Below are 14,304 nucleotides of genomic sequence, written 5' to 3'. Positions count from 1 at the left end.
CGGGTCACGGGCACACCGGGACGCGCCGCGGGCACGCCGGAGCGGTCCGGCGTGCCCGTCCGCCGGTGCTTCAGGCCCGCCGGTGGGCCGCTTCGAACGCCTCGATGACGTGGGTGGGGATGCGCCCGCGGTCGGCGAGGTCGTGGCCGTTGCCGCGGGCCCAGTCGCGGATGGCCCGGGTCTGCTCCTTGTTCCGGGTTTCCGGGGCGGGCCGGCGCGGGGCGGTGCCGGTGGTCACCGCGCGCTTGGCGGCGCGGTCGCCGGTCTTCCGGGCGCCCGCGATGTAGTCGGCCAGGGCGTCGCGGAGCCGGTCGGCGTTCCGGGGGCGCAGGTCGATCTCGTAGGAGACGCCGTCGAGGGCGAACACGACGGTCTGCCCGTCCTCGGTCGGGGTGCCGTCGAGGTCGTCGATGAGCTGGACCAGGACTTTCTGAGCCACGGTTACCTCGCTGGCGCTCGGACTGAGGTGAAGTCGGCAGCCTAACAACACCGACTGTCACCACGTCGCCTCTCGACCGGGGGTGTCGTAGCACGTTCGGGTGAAAAATCTCCTATTGCTTCAGTGAAGACCAATACCGAGAGGTGCTCGGGTGGTGGTCCGCGCTCCAAGGCGCTGACGGTCCACCCGGGACCCTGGAGCCGCCGACTTCCCGGGGCTGCACGGGCGTTTCCTCGCCGAGGGCGGCCGCATTCCGGTCGCTCACTTCTCCGTGCTGGACACGCCCTTCCCGTTCACGCCGGCGTTGCCGCAGGCGCGTACGGAGCGGTTGCTCGAACATCACGTGCGAGGCGTGGGCGTCGACCTCCCGGAGGGGTGGCGGGACCGGGCCCCCGCCACCTGGCGCCCGGGACGTTCGCGGAGCGCCTGGACTTCGGCGTGGACCTGGTGCTCAGCCCGTTGGCCTGACCTGGGTTGGCCTGATCGGGGTTGGCCTGATCGGGGTCGTCGTCCCGGGGCGCGCGGCCCACACCCGGCGTTCGGTGCGCACCGCGAGGTCGTCGCGGCGCAGGAGCGACCGGGGGCCGTCGGTGTCGAGCAGCCCGTCCAGCGCGGCGAGGTCTTCGGGGGACAGCAGCCCGGCGACGCCGACGCGCAGGCGGCGCAGCCCGCTCAGCGCGTAGCGTCCGACCACCCCGGTGTGGGTGGCCTCCACGTCCACCGCGATGGTGCGTTCCGCTTCCACGACGAACCCGGCGGCGGTCAGTGCGGCACCCCAGTCGGCGCCCCGGTGGGGCAGGTGCTCGGCGTGGTGGTGCGCGAGGGCGGCGTGGCAGCGCTCCTCCAGTCCCGGGCGGTCGTCCGGGGCGTCCTCGGGCAGGAACCGGGGAAACCCGGCCAGTTCGACCACGGCGACCAGGCCGCCCGGCGCGAGCAGGTCGCGGACCCGGCGCAGGGCGCGTCCGGGGTCGGCCAGGTGGTGCAGGGAGGCCGAGGCCCACACCAGGTCGGGGGTGCCCGGTTCGGGCCACGTCGCGTCGAGGTCGGCCTCCGCGGTGCGCACCCGGTCGGACACCCCCGCGACCTGGGCCTTCTCCCGCAGGCGGCGCAGGTGGTTCGGGGAGGAGTCCACCGCCGTCACCTCCGCCGCGGGGAAGCGCGCCAGCAGGGCCAGGGTGCCCGCTCCCGTTCCGCAACCCAGGTCGAGGATGCGGCGGGGGGCGGTTGCGACGGGCAGCCAGGCGGTGATGGACGCGGTGTGCTCGGCCAGGGCCTCCGCGTCCAGGTCGAGGATCTCCGCCTGGTCGGCGTCGTGGTCCGGCTGGTCGCCGTGGTGGTCGCGGTGGTGGTCGCTGTGGTGCGTGCCGTGGTGGTCGCCGTGGTGCGGTGTGCGGGGGGATGCGTGGGTCACGACCGCCACGCTAGGAGCGTCGGGCGTTCCCGGCACGGGCGCTTCCCGGATGCGCAACTCGATGCCCGCCCGCGCTGCCGAACGCGCAAACACCCCGCTGCCGGCCGTCACCGGGGTGCCCGGTCCGCCTTGGCGTCCTCGCGGGTCTGGTGGCCGCGACGGGCGTCGCGGTCGAAGATGCCCAGCACCTCGCACGGTCCGCTCTCCACGCCGATGGCGTGCGGGAGCATCGTGGGGAACTCGGCGGACTGGTTCGTCTCCACCCGGAAGCGGCGGTTGCCCAGCAGCAGGATCGCCGTGCCCGACAGGACCACGAGCCACTCGCGGCCGGGGTGGGCGCGCAGGCGCGACAGGTTGTCGGGCGGCGGGTCCACCATGCGGTGGCGCACCACGGTCATGCCCGGGTCCGCCCGCACCGACCACCGCATCAGCCCGTGGGCCGCGTCGTGCGTGGGGTTGGACACCACGTCGTCCGCGGCCGTCTCCACCAGTTGGTCCAGGGAGGTGTTCAGCGCGCGGGCGAGGGTGACGAGCTGGTCCAGGGCCAGGCGGCGCTGACCGTTCTCGATCCGGCTGAGCGTGGACTGGCTCAGGCGGGCGCGGGAGGCCAGGTCCTCCAGCGACCAGCCCTGGGCCACCCGCAACGCCCGGATCCGCTTGCGCACCAGACCGTCCAACTCGCCGCTGTCGTGCTCCACGCGCAACAGCGTATGCCCCTGGCGCACGAAGCGCGCTCCGGTGATGCCGGCGGGGGTTGCCCGTCACGCGCCCGCTTCGCGCCGCGGCGCCGCCGGGCCCGGCCCGCCGGGCCGGTGTTGGCAGGCGGGCGGAGAGCCGGTGTCGGCCCGGCAGCGCCCACCCCTACCCGACGGTGAACTGCGTGGAGTGCCAGCCGGTGGCGCCGTCCGGCGTCGGCGCGACCCGGGCCTCGGGCTGGGTCGCGCCGGTGCGGTCGGTGGCCCGGCACTCCACGGTGTGCTCGCCGGGCCCCAGGTCCAGCTCCACGCGCCACATGCGCCAGGTGGCGAGGTTGACCTCGGTGCCCAGTTCCGCGGTGCGCCACGGCCCGCCGTCGGCCCGGACCTCGACCTTGCCGATGCCGCGCTGCTGGGCGTAGGCGATGCCCGCGACGGTGACCGACCCGGCGGGGACGGTGGTGAACGGCGAGGGCGCGTCGATGCGGGACTGGGTCTTGATCGGCGCCCGCTGCGCCCAGCCGCGCTCCAGCCAGTACGCCTGCTTGTCGTCGAAGCGGTTCAGCTCCAGGTCCACGACCCACTTGGTCGCGGAGACGTACCCGTAGAGGCCGGGCACGACCAGCCGGGCCGGGAAACCGTGCTCGATCGGCAGCGGCTCGCCGTTCATCCCGATCGCCAGCAGGCCCCGGTCCAGCACGTCGGCCACCGGGGTGCCGCAGGTCCAACCGTCCACACTGGTGGAGAACAGCTGGTCCGCGCCGGGCTTGACGCCGGCCCGCTCCAGCACGTCGCGCAGCGGCACGCCGATGAAGTTCGACGTGGACACGTACTCCCCGCCGACCTCGTTGGACACGCAGGTGATCGTCACGGTCCGCTCGACCAGCGGCATGTCCCGGATGTCGGCGTAGCCGAGCACCACCTCCCGGTCCACCCCGCCGTGCAGGCGCAGCGCCCAGTTCTCCACCCGCACCCGGGGCACCGACAGCGCCGTGTCCACCCGGTAGAAATCGCTGTTGGACGTGATGAAGGAGGGCGTGCCGAGCGGTGCGAAGTCCGCGCCCGCCGGGATCGGCGGCGCCGGCGTGGCGGGGGTGAGCGGACCCAGCCCGACCGCGGAACCCCCGGTGTCACCCCGACCGGCCAGCAGTTGCCCGCCGGTCCCGGCGACACCCGCGCCGACCGCCACCCCGGCGGACATGACCAGGAACCGCCGCCGACCGGTGCCGGCCCCCGCCGGGGAACCGTCCACCGCGGCACCGTCCACCGCGGCACCCTCAACACCTTCAGCGGAGGCACCGTCCCCGACGCGGGCGCCACGCCGGACCGCCACCGCGTGCAGCCACCGGAACACCACCACGCCGACCACCAGCGCGGCCACCGGCGCGAGCAGGTCCACCGGGCCCAGGTCGGGCCGCGACCACACCGCCGCGACCCCCACGGCCCCGAGGACGACGGCGAACACGGTGCCCGGCCGCGGACCGCGCCGCGACAGCAGCCCCGCCACGACCGCCAACCCCAGCAGCACCACGCCCATCCCGCCGATCAGCACCAGCTTGTCGTGGGTGCCGAAGGTGCGGATCGCGAACTCCTTGACCGGAGCCGGTGCCAGGTCGATCGCGGTGTTGCCCACCGCCAGGAACGGCGAGGCGTTGGGGCCCAGCACACCGGCCACCAGGTGACCGACCGCCAACCCCGCGCCCAGCCCCAGGACGCCGACCAGCGCCGCCGGTCCCGCCGGTAACCGGTCCGGCGCGCCCGCCCGGTGCCCCGCCGAGGACGACGGCGGTTCCGAAGGCGTCGCTCCCGGCCGTCCGCTCTCCATCATGCCCAGCCCTCCGGGAACTCGCGGCCCACGTCCCGCGCGGCAGGTCCCCGCCGCGCTGCCGTGGTGGCAGTCACGACAGGTAAAGCTACAAGTATTTCAACTCAGGCAGCAAGGCGGGCGGGGTCGGGCGGCGGCGCACGGGATGTGCGGGCCATCCCGCCGTCGTGTCGAAGACCGTGATCGACCTACCCGTATTGAGGTGTATCCGCTGGTCGTGCCGTCGATCCGGCGACCCGGCCGCGCACCCGAACCGCAATGACCGACTCCGGACCGACAAAGAATTCAAATAGTTATAGCCAATTGGGCCGGATGGGGCAAACTGGTCGGACTGATCTTGTGGAACTCCCGGACGTGCCGCCGGAGGGGGTGGGCCGACGATGTGGCCATCGTGCCGAGCCACCGGGCGCGGGCGCCCGCGGGTGGGGTGCTCCCGGGTCCGCGGATCGGGACCGAGGCAGTGACAACGGGAAGGACTACTGGTGATGAGCAACCGCGCGCACCGTTCGGCGCTCACGGGCCACCTTGTTGGCGCGGGGGTCGATCGGCGCGACTTCCTCCGGTGGACCGGGCTGGCGTTCGGCAGCGCCGTGGCGCTCACCTCGTGCAGCGCGAAAGAGGGCGAGCCCGCCGCCACGACCACACCGCCCCCGGCGACGGCCGAAGGGCCCTTCCCGGCCACCACGCCGCAGGTCAGCCGGAACTACTCCTACGTGACCGTCAAGCACCCGGAATCCGTCAAGACGACGGTTTTCGGGATCAACAACAGGGACGAGACGGTCGGTTACTTCGCGGACGGCCGGGGGGTGCACGGCTTCCTGCGCTCCGCCGCGGGTGAGTTCTCCCAGGTCGTGGACCACCCGGAGGCGGGGGACACGACGGCGTTGTACGGGCTGAACAACAACGGCGACGCGGTCGGCTACTACCAGCCCGGCAAGGGCTCGTACCCGGGGACGATGTCGCTGCCCGCGGAAGGCGTCTCCTCGTTCACCTACTCCTCGACGACCAAGGGGTTCGAGTCCATCGACACCCCCGAGGACGGCACCGGCACGGTGGTCGCCTTCGGCATCAACGACTCCGGTCTGGTCTCCGGCTGGTACTTCGCCCGCGACGAGTCCGGGCAGTCCCAGGCCATCATCAAGGGTTTCGTGTGGTCCAAGGGGGAGCGCAAGCACGTCGACACGTTCCGGCACCCCGACGACGCGGGCGAGGGCACCTTCTTCATGGGCATCAACAACGCCGGGCTGGTGGTCGGCCAGTATATCGGCGAGGGCAAGGCCGCGCACGCCTTCGTCCGCGACAGCAACAGCAAGGTCTTCGCCGCCTCCCCCATCGACCACCCGGACGTGCCGGCCAGCGAGGGCGGGACGAGCGGGCTGGGGATCAGCGACCTCGGTGTCATCGCCGGCTTCTACCTCGGCAAGCAGGGCCCCCAGGCGTACCTGCGGGCCGGGCAGGACGAGTTCATCCCGCTGAACTACGCCGAGGCCGCCTCCGGCATGTCCGCCTGTGGCATCAACACCTCCGGGAAGGTCGTGGGCGACTTCTACGACAGCCGCGGCGACAACCTCGGCTACATCGCCACCCCCGTGTAGGGGGCCGCTCGGGGCCGGGGTGGACCCGGCGGGGAGGCGCCGGCCCACCGCGGCCGGTGCCCTCCTCAGACACCCGGCGCCGCGGCGCGCATCCCCCCGAGCAGGGTGGCCAGGTAGCGGTGGGCGGTGGCGGTCCGGTCCTCGGGGCCGACGCCGTGGACCCGGGCGGCGTAGGCGATGCCGCACATCAGCGGCACCAGGTCCGCGTCGACCACGCCGACGCGGACCCAGGCCGCCCGGTAGGTTCCGACCCCGCACCCACACCGGTCGTGATCCGCTCGACCGGCACCGGCACGAGGACGGACAGCGCGATGCCCCACCCGGTCGAACCCGCCTTCGCCTCCTCGGTGTTCTTCATCCCCACCAACCGCGACTGCTCCCGCGCGGCGGCCGGCTACGCGGAGGAACTGGCGTTCGCCCGCGAGCGGTTCGGGCGGTCGATCCCGCTGGTGGTGTTCGAGACCGACGACGGCCCGCACGCGCGGGCCAACGCGGACGCGCTCGCCGACCTCGCGCGCGCCCACCCCGACCTGCCCGTCCACCACCTCACCGCCGACCGCCAGCGGACCTGGTTCGAGCGGCTGCTGCGCGACGAGCCGGCCGTGCTCGGGCAGGTGTTCCGGTCCCCGCGCCGCGACTACGGCACCGCGATGAACAAGCTGTTCCTCATGACGGTGTCCTTCGGCGCCGACGCCCTGCACCGGCGCGACTCCGACACCCGGCCGCTGGGCCAGGAGGTGCCCGAGGCCGCCGGGAAGCACCCGATCGAGGTGGAGCTGTCCTACCTCGGCCGGCGCGTCGGGGAGGTCGACCTGCCCCTCCCCGCCGACCCCGCCGTGGCCGACGCGCCGATCTGCGTGGTGGGCGGCAACTACTTCGGCGAGTGGAACCTCGACGTCAAGGACCTCGCCCACCGCTCCTACGACCTGGTCCACCGGCTCTACGAGATCCTCGGGTTCGCCCCCGACGACGTGGCCGCGCTGGTGGCCGAGGTGTTCCCGGCCGAGCAGGTCCACGACGCGCGGGACGCGCGCACCCTGCTCCTGGCCCCCAACCAGGGCGCCAACCCCGACTGCGGCAACGTCGCGGTCACCCGCCTGCACGAACTGCTGCCCACCGTGCCCGGCCGCAACAGCCTGGCCGCGGACTACTTCGCCTTCGACGTGGCGATGGCCCTGGGCGTCCCGGCGCTGCACCACACCCGGGCGGTGTTCCACGAGTACCACCCCGGGCGCTTCGACCCGGCGCAGAAACAGCTCTACTGGGAGGGCGTGGCCCGGTTCGCGGACTACTTCACCGCCTACGGCCCGCTGTTCGAACCCGGCGCGCCCGGTCGCGCCGGGCCCCCGGCCGACCTGGTCCCGGCGTCGCTGCGCGCGGCGCTCGGCCGGGCGGTCGGCGCCCTGCCCGGAGCGGACCCCGCGCCCCGCGCGGCCCGGATCAGGGCCCTGGCCGACGAGGTCCTGACCCCCGTCGACGAGCGCTACGCCCGCGTCGGCAGGCACCTGGCCGCCAACGCCGAGCGGTACGTGCGGGAGGCGGACGAGGACTACGCCACCCACCGGCTGCTGCTCGACCGCTGGCCGCACCTCGTCGAACGGGCCCGCGAACTGGACCTCCCGGCCATCGCGCCCGCCCTGCGGCCCTGACCGGCCGCGACCATCGTCGCCCACGCGCGGGACGAAGGTCGGTCCCCGCCCACCACCTTCGTCGCGAACCCGGCCCTCCGGCTTGACCGTGCCGCAGCGGCATGGTTTCCACTTGCGGTGTCGACGTGACCGCGTCGGCGAGGCCGGAACCGGGGAGGACGCGCGCCGTGGCGTGGAGCACCAGCCAGCTCGCCGACCTCGCCGGCACGACGCTGCGCACGATCCGGCACTACCACGACGTGGGCCTGCTCGCCCAGCCCGAACGCCGGGCCAACGGCTACAAGAGCTACGGCGTGCCCCACCTCGTGCGCGTGCTGCGGATCAAGCGGCTCACCGACCTCGGGCTGTCGCTGGGGCAGATCGCGGACCTCGGGGACGCCGACGAGCACCCCGGTGAGGCGCTGCGCCTGCTCGACGCCGAACTGGCCGCCACGATCGAACGCCTCCGGCGGGCGCGCGCCGAACTCGCCCTGCTGCTGAGCCGGGAGGCGCCGACCGACCTGCCGCCCGACGTGGCCGCGGTGATCGCCGAGGCGGACCTGTCGCCGCGCGACCGCTCGTTCACCGTCGTGCTGGCCCAGCTGCTCTCCCCGGAGGCGCTGTCCGTCTACGCCGGGGCGTTGGGCGGCTACTCGAAGGACCCCGTGGTGGTCGAGTTCGACGCCCTGCCCGTCGATGCGGACGAGGGGACCCGCCAACGGCTGGCCGAGGGGCTGCGCGCGCTCCCGCTGGTCAAGGAGGTGCACGCCGCCTTCCCGGACCCGGCCGGTGTCTACGCCGGTGCGCCGCGAGGTGAGGAATTCGTGGTGCGGACGATGGGCAAGGTCCTCGTCGAGCTCTACAACGAGGCCCAGATCGACGTCCTGGTCCGCGTGAACGGCTGAGTTCTCGTTCTCGGTTTTCGTTCTCGGCGCGCCAGGGCGGCGCGCCGTCGGGAGGTGTTCGCGGATGAAGAAGCTGTTGTCCCTGCTCGCGGTTCCGATCGCGGCGGCGGCACTGGTGGTGCCGGGGGTGTCGTCGGCCGAACCGGCGCCCGCCACCACCGTGGAGTGGGTCGAGTGCCCGGCGGACGCCGCCGCACCCGGCCTGGAGTGCGGGACGGTCCGGGTGCCGCTGGACTACCGGGACCCCCGGGGCCGCACGATCGAGGTGATGATCTCGCGGCTGGCGAGCCGGAACCCGGAGAAGCGCCGCGGCATCCTGCTGACCAACCCCGGCGGACCGAGCCCCGGCCTGAGGTTCCCGGCCGAGCTCGCGCTCGGCGGCCTGCCGCAGGAGGTGCGCGACGCGTACGACGTGATCGGCGTCGACCCGCGTGGCGTGGGCCACAGCACGCCGGTGACGTGCGACCTGACGCCGGAGCAGCAGTTCGCCGGCAGCGTCCCGCCCTACGCGGTGACGCCCGCCGACGTGCGGGAGTGGGCCGGCGAGACCCGGGAGATCGCGCGGCGGTGCGCCGCGTCGCCCACCGCGCACCTGATGCCCCACACCACGACCGCGAACGCCGCCCGCGACCTGGACCGGGTCCGCGCCGCGCTGGGTGAGCCGAAGGCGTCCTACCTCGGGTACTCCTACGGCACGTACCTGGGCGCGGTGTACGCCACGCTGTTCCCCCGGACCACCGACCGCGTCGTGCTGGACAGCAACCTCGGCGCGGGCGGCTGGGACGTCGAGGGCGGCCGCATGTACGCGCGCGGCGTGGAGGACACGTTCCCCGACTTCGCGCGGTGGGCCGCCGCCCGCCCCGACCTCGGCCTGGGCGGCACGCCCCGGCAGGTGCGCGCGAAGTACTTCGACCTCGCCGGCCGGCTCGACGCGGCGCCGGCGCAGGGCCTCACCGGGCCGCAGTTCCGGATGCTCACGTTCGTCGGCCTCTACGGCACCGGCGACGCGGCCTTCACCCGGCTGGCCGACCTCTGGCGGGCGCTGGACACCGGCACGCCGCTGCCGCCGGACGACACGCCCCTCCCGCCGGGACTGGAGAACATCATCGCCGGCCGCCTCCACATCGTGTGCGGCGACTCCCGCTGGCCCACCTCGGTGAAGACCTACGAGCGCAACGTCGCCGTCGACCGCGTCCGCTACCCGATGTTCGGCGCGGCGGCGGCCAACATCCAGCCGTGCGCCTTCTGGCCGGACCCCGTGGAGCAGCCGGTGCGGATCTCCGACCGGGGCCCGCGCAACGTGCTCATGGTGCAGAACGAGCGGGACCCCGCCACGCCGCTGGCCGGCGCGCGCTCGACGCGACGGGCCTTCGGGGACCGGGCGGCCATGGTGACCGCCGACCAGGGCGGGCACGGCGCCTACGTCCTGGGCGCCAACACCTGCGCCAACAACGCGGTGACCGGGTACCTGCTCGGCGGGCGGCGCCCGGCGCACGACCTCCGGTGCGCCGCCGAGACCCCGCGCACCTCCGGCTCCACGCGGACCCCGGCCATCGGGTAGCGCCCCGGTCCGGTTCCACCTCCGGCCGGTTCCACTACCCGGCCGCCCCACCACCCGACCGGCTCCACCCACCGACCGCGTCGCGGGTCGGCCCGCCCTCCACGGGGTGGGTCGGCCCGCGAATCCGTCACCCCGCCGACCGGTGTCACCAACCCGCACCGCCGACCGCCTTGCCGACGCCCGGTGGAGGTGATCGACCGGGTGTCACCCGGCCCGACGCGAACTCGCGGGTCGCCTCGCGTGGCGGAAGACTACCGTCTCGTCAACACCGATATCGAAGGGAAGGCTGAAACAACCCTTTCGTGTACTCCGGTCCGTGATGCGGTGGCATCCGGCGCGAGCACGGGTATGAAACCGCGCGTGCCAACGAAAACTTTGCCCCTCACGGCCGCCCAGCAGGGCGTGTGGTTCGCCCAGCAGCTCGACCCGGACAACCCGATCTACAAGGCCGCCGAGGCCGTGGACGTCGACGGGCCGCTGGACGTCGCGTTGCTGGAGGGGGCGATCCGCCGGGCGGTCGACGAGACCGAGGCGTTGCGGGCGGCGTTCCACCGCACCGGGCAGGGCCACCTCCGGCAGGTGATCGACCCGTCCTCGGGGTGGGACCTGCCGGTCCTGGACCTCCGCGGGCGGGCGGACCCGGTCGCGGCCGCGGCGGCGTGGGTGCGCGCCGACCTGGCCGAGCCCGTCGACCTCGAACGCCCACCGCTGTTCTCGTTCGCCCTGCTGCGCACGGGGGAGCGGCGGTGGACGGTCTACTTCGGAATCCACCACGTCCTCCTCGACGGCTACGGCTTCTCGCTGTTCATCCAGCGCGTCGCCGAGCTGTACGCGGCGGCCGAGGAGGACCGGGCCGCGGCGCCGTGCCCGTTCGGCTCGTTCGAGCAGGCCCTGGCCGAGGAGGCCGAGTACGAGGCGTCCGAGCGGTTCGCGGCCGACCGGCGGTTCTGGGCGGACCGGCTGACCGGCTGGCCCACCGCGGGCGACCCGACCGCGTCCTCGTCGGTGGTGCCGCGCACCTCCCTCCGCGAGACCGGCCACCTGGCCCCCGCCGACGCCGCGGGCCTGCGCGCGCTGGCGCGGCGGGCGAAGACGGGCCTGCCGTCGGTCGCGATGGCGGCGCTCGTGCTCTACGTGCACCGCCTGGCGGGCGAGGACGACGTCTCGCTGGAGCTGACGGTCAACGGCCGGTCGACCAGCGCCTCGCGCCGCGTGCCGTCGATGGTCGCCGGGGTGCTGCCGCTGCGCGTCTCGACCACCCCGTCCGCCACCGTCGCCGAGCTGGTGCGCGACACCGCCGCCGCGGCGAAGGACCTGTTGCGCCACCAGCGCTTCTCCACCACCCACCTGGTGCGCGACCTGGGCATCGCGCCGCACCGGGGCGGCTACCTGGGCGACTGGGGCATCAACATCATGATGCACGACGCGGAACTGCGCTTCGGTCGTCACCCGGCGGTGCTGCGCAACCTGTCGAACGGCCCGGTGACCGGCCTCGGCGTCAACGTCTACGACCGGCCCGCCGACGGCTCCCTGCGGATCGACTTCAACTCCGACCCCGCCAGGTACGACGCCGAGGCGCTGTCCGCCCACCACCGGCGCTTCCTCGCGCTGCTGCGCACCCTGGCCACCACGGACCTGGACCGGGAACTGGGCGAGGTCGACCTGCTCGACGAGCGCGAGCGCGCCCTCGTGCTGCACGAGTGGAACGACACCGCGCTGACCACGCCGGACACCACGCTGCCCGCGCTGTTCGAGGCGCAGGTCCGGGCCGCACCCGACGCCACGGCCCTGGTCTGCGGCGCGACGAGGCTGTCCGCGGCCGAGCTGAACCTCAGGGCCAACCGCCTGGCGCACTCGTTGATCGCGCGCGGGGCCGGACCGGAGACGTTCGTCGCCCTCGCCCTGCCCCGGTGCGCGGACTACGTGGTCGCGCTGCTGGCGGTCCTCAAGGCGGGCGCGGCCTGCGTGCCACTGGACGCCGGCCACCCGCCGGCCCGCCTGCGGGCGCTGCTGGCCGAGATCGGGCCCCTGTGCGTGCTCGCCACCGCGCGGACCGGCGCGGCCCTCCCCCCGGACCACCCCGTCGTGCTGCTGGACGAGGTACCGGACGGGGTCGACCCCGACCGGTGGCCGGGCACCGACCCCGTCGGCACCCACCGGCCGCACCACCCCGCGTACGTCAGCTTCACGTCCGGCTCGACCGGCCGGCCGAAGGCGGTCGTGGTGGAGCACCGCCAGCTGGCCAACCTGTTCCACGACCACCGGGCCGAACTCCTGGGCCCGGCCCGGGGGCGCCTGCGCTCGGCGGTGACCGCGTCGTTCTGCTTCGACACCTCCTGGGAGGGCGTGGTGTTCCTCGCCGCCGGGCAGGAGGTCCACCTGGTGGACGACGCGGTGCGCCTGGACCCCGCCGCGCTCGTGCGCTACTTCCGGCGCCACCGGATCGACTTCGCCGACCTCACGCCGTCGGTGCTGCGCACCCTGCTCGCGCGGGGCCTGTTCGCCGGCGAGGAGAGGTTCCCCTGGCTGCTCATGGTCGGCGGGGAGGCGATCGACCCCGTGCTGTGGCGGACGCTGCGCGAGTGCCCCGGCATCGAGGCGTGGAACTACTACGGACCGACGGAGACCACGGTCGACGCCGTGTACTGCCGGATCACCGGCGAGCAGCCCGTCATCGGGCGTCCGGGCCACAACGTCCGCGCCTACGTCCTCGACCGGGCGCTGCGGCCGCAGCCGCCGCTGGTGCCCGGCGAGCTGCACCTGTCCGGCGCGCAGGTCGCCCGCGGCTACCTCGGGCAACCCGGCCTCACCGCGCAGCGCTTCCTGCCCGACCCGTTCGGCCCGCCCGGCGCCCGCATGTACCGCACCGGCGACGTGGTCCGGTGGACCGGCGACGGCGCGCTGGAGTACCTGGGGCGCACCGACGACCAGGTCAAGGTCAGCGGGGTGCGCATCGAGCCCGGCGAGGTCGAGGCCGTGCTCCTCGCGCACCCCCGCGTCGCCGAGGCGGTGGTCACCACCTCGGCCTCCGCCCTGTCCGCCCACGTGGTCCCCGCCCGCCGCCCGCTCGACGAGGCGGAGCTGCGGTCCTGGGTGGCGGAACGGCTGCCCACCTCGATGGTGCCCTCGTCGGTCGTGCTGCTCGACCGGCTGCCGCTGACCGAGCACGGCAAGCTCGACCGCTCCGCCCTGCCCGCGCCCGAGGTCCGCGCCGGCCGGGCCGCGCGGACGCTGCGGGAGAAGCAGCTGTGCGCGTTGTTCGCCGAGGTGCTCGGCGTCGCCGAGGTCGGCGCGGACAGCAGCTTCTTCACCCTGGGCGGGAACTCGCTGCTCGCCGCCGAACTCGTCAGCCGCGTGGGCTCTGAGCTGGGCGCCGGTCTCCCGCTCGGCGCGGTGTACGGGGCGCCGACCGCGGCCGACCTCGCCCGGCTGATCGACCGGGCGACCCCGTCCCGGGCGTTCGACGCGCTGCTCCCGCTGCGCGCCGGCGGTTCCCGGCCGCCGCTGTTCTGCGTGCACCCGGTGGGCGGGCTCGCCTGGTGCTACGCCGGGCTGCCCCACCACCTGCCCGACGACGTCCCGGTGTACGGCCTCCAGGTCCCCGGCCTGGTCGACCCCGACGACCTGCCCGCCACGTTCCACCAGATGATCGACGGCTACGTGCGCCGCATCCGCTCCGTGCGCCCGACCGGGCCCTACCACCTGCTGGGCTGGTCGATCGGCGGCGCGCTCGCCCACGCCATCGCCGCCCGCCTGCGCTCCGAGGGCGAGGACGTGGGGCTGCTGGCGCTGCTCGACGCGCGGCCGATCGACCCGGGGGCGGTGTTCGAGGGGCAGGACGTCCTGCCCCTGCTGCTGGAGGCGGCCGGCCTGACCTCCGACGGGTGCTGCGGGCTCGGCGAGCGGGACATCGGCACCCTCACCGCGGTGCTGGCCCACTTCGCCACCCTGGTGCCCACCTACCACGACTCGGTGTTCGACGGGGACGTGCTGTACTTCGAGGCCACGGAGGGCGACCGCGCCCACGGCAGCGGCACGTGGCGCTCCCGGGTCACCGGCCGGGTCGTCTCCCACGGCATCGCCTGCACCCACCACGCCATGACCCAGGCGGAACCGCTCGCCGTGGTCGGCGGCCTGATCTCGCGCCACCTGCGGGACCGGGCCGGTGCCCCGGACCGCGTGGGCGTCGTCACCGCGCTCCCGGCGGAGGCGTGATCCCCCGGCTCCGCGGCACCGGCGAGGCGG

General features: G+C 74.4%; 10 protein-coding genes. 5 read left to right on the top strand and 5 right to left on the bottom strand.

Annotated features, from left to right (window positions below; translation table 11 throughout):
- Nucleotides 1-70: 70 nt before the first annotated feature.
- From ACFP3R_RS24260 to ACFP3R_RS24245, 4 genes are all read right to left on the bottom strand, one after another.
- The gene (locus ACFP3R_RS24260) at nt 71-439 is read right to left on the bottom strand and encodes a histone-like nucleoid-structuring protein Lsr2 (protein WP_380638690.1); all 369 of its coding nucleotides are present in this window, start codon (nt 437-439) and stop codon (nt 71-73) included.
- Between the two features lie 451 nt (nt 440-890).
- Nucleotides 891-1,850 carry a class I SAM-dependent methyltransferase gene (locus ACFP3R_RS24255; protein ID WP_380638689.1) on the bottom strand — a complete coding sequence of 320 codons (960 nt, stop codon included), beginning with the start codon at nt 1,848-1,850 and terminating at the stop codon, nt 891-893.
- A gap of 107 nt (nt 1,851-1,957) precedes the next feature.
- Complete coding sequence (locus ACFP3R_RS24250; RefSeq protein WP_380638688.1) at nt 1,958-2,548, bottom strand: helix-turn-helix domain-containing protein; 591 nt, start codon at nt 2,546-2,548, stop codon at nt 1,958-1,960.
- Nucleotides 2,549-2,711: 163 nt separating this feature from the next.
- Entirely contained in the window at nt 2,712-4,370 is a 1,659-nt protein-coding gene (locus ACFP3R_RS24245) for a molybdopterin-dependent oxidoreductase (RefSeq protein WP_380638716.1), read from the bottom strand.
- A gap of 482 nt (nt 4,371-4,852) precedes the next feature.
- Between ACFP3R_RS24245 and ACFP3R_RS24240 the strand changes: the two genes are divergently transcribed.
- Nucleotides 4,853-5,965: a hypothetical protein gene (locus ACFP3R_RS24240; protein ID WP_380638687.1), complete on the top strand. Its 1,113-nt coding sequence runs from the start codon at nt 4,853-4,855 to the stop codon at nt 5,963-5,965.
- 65 nt (nt 5,966-6,030) lie between these two features.
- Here the strand turns inward: ACFP3R_RS24240 and ACFP3R_RS24235 are convergent, their stop codons facing one another.
- Nucleotides 6,031-6,180: a hypothetical protein gene (locus ACFP3R_RS24235; RefSeq protein ID WP_380638686.1), complete on the bottom strand. Its 150-nt coding sequence runs from the start codon at nt 6,178-6,180 to the stop codon at nt 6,031-6,033.
- A gap of 54 nt (nt 6,181-6,234) precedes the next feature.
- Between ACFP3R_RS24235 and ACFP3R_RS24230 the strand changes: the two genes are divergently transcribed.
- From ACFP3R_RS24230 to ACFP3R_RS24215, 4 genes are all read left to right on the top strand, one after another.
- Nucleotides 6,235-7,614 (top strand): DUF6271 family protein, encoded by a 1,380-nt coding sequence (locus ACFP3R_RS24230; protein WP_380638685.1) that lies wholly within the window; start codon nt 6,235-6,237, stop codon nt 7,612-7,614.
- Nucleotides 7,615-7,781: 167 nt separating this feature from the next.
- A complete protein-coding gene (locus tag ACFP3R_RS24225; protein ID WP_380638684.1) occupies nt 7,782-8,498 on the top strand; it encodes a MerR family transcriptional regulator in 717 nt (238 codons plus the stop codon).
- A 64-nt stretch (nt 8,499-8,562) separates the two neighbouring features.
- Nucleotides 8,563-10,059: an alpha/beta hydrolase gene (locus ACFP3R_RS24220; protein WP_380638683.1), complete on the top strand. Its 1,497-nt coding sequence runs from the start codon at nt 8,563-8,565 to the stop codon at nt 10,057-10,059.
- A 360-nt stretch (nt 10,060-10,419) separates the two neighbouring features.
- Nucleotides 10,420-14,274 carry an amino acid adenylation domain-containing protein gene (locus tag ACFP3R_RS24215; protein ID WP_380638682.1) on the top strand — a complete coding sequence of 1,285 codons (3,855 nt, stop codon included), beginning with the start codon at nt 10,420-10,422 and terminating at the stop codon, nt 14,272-14,274.
- Nucleotides 14,275-14,304: the final 30 nt, after the last annotated feature.

Source organism: Saccharothrix lopnurensis (genome assembly GCF_042658445.1).
GTDB lineage: Bacteria > Actinomycetota > Actinomycetes > Mycobacteriales > Pseudonocardiaceae > Actinosynnema > Actinosynnema lopnurensis.
Note: the sequence above shows the minus strand (reverse complement) of the source record. Positions and strands in the feature narration are given on the sequence as shown.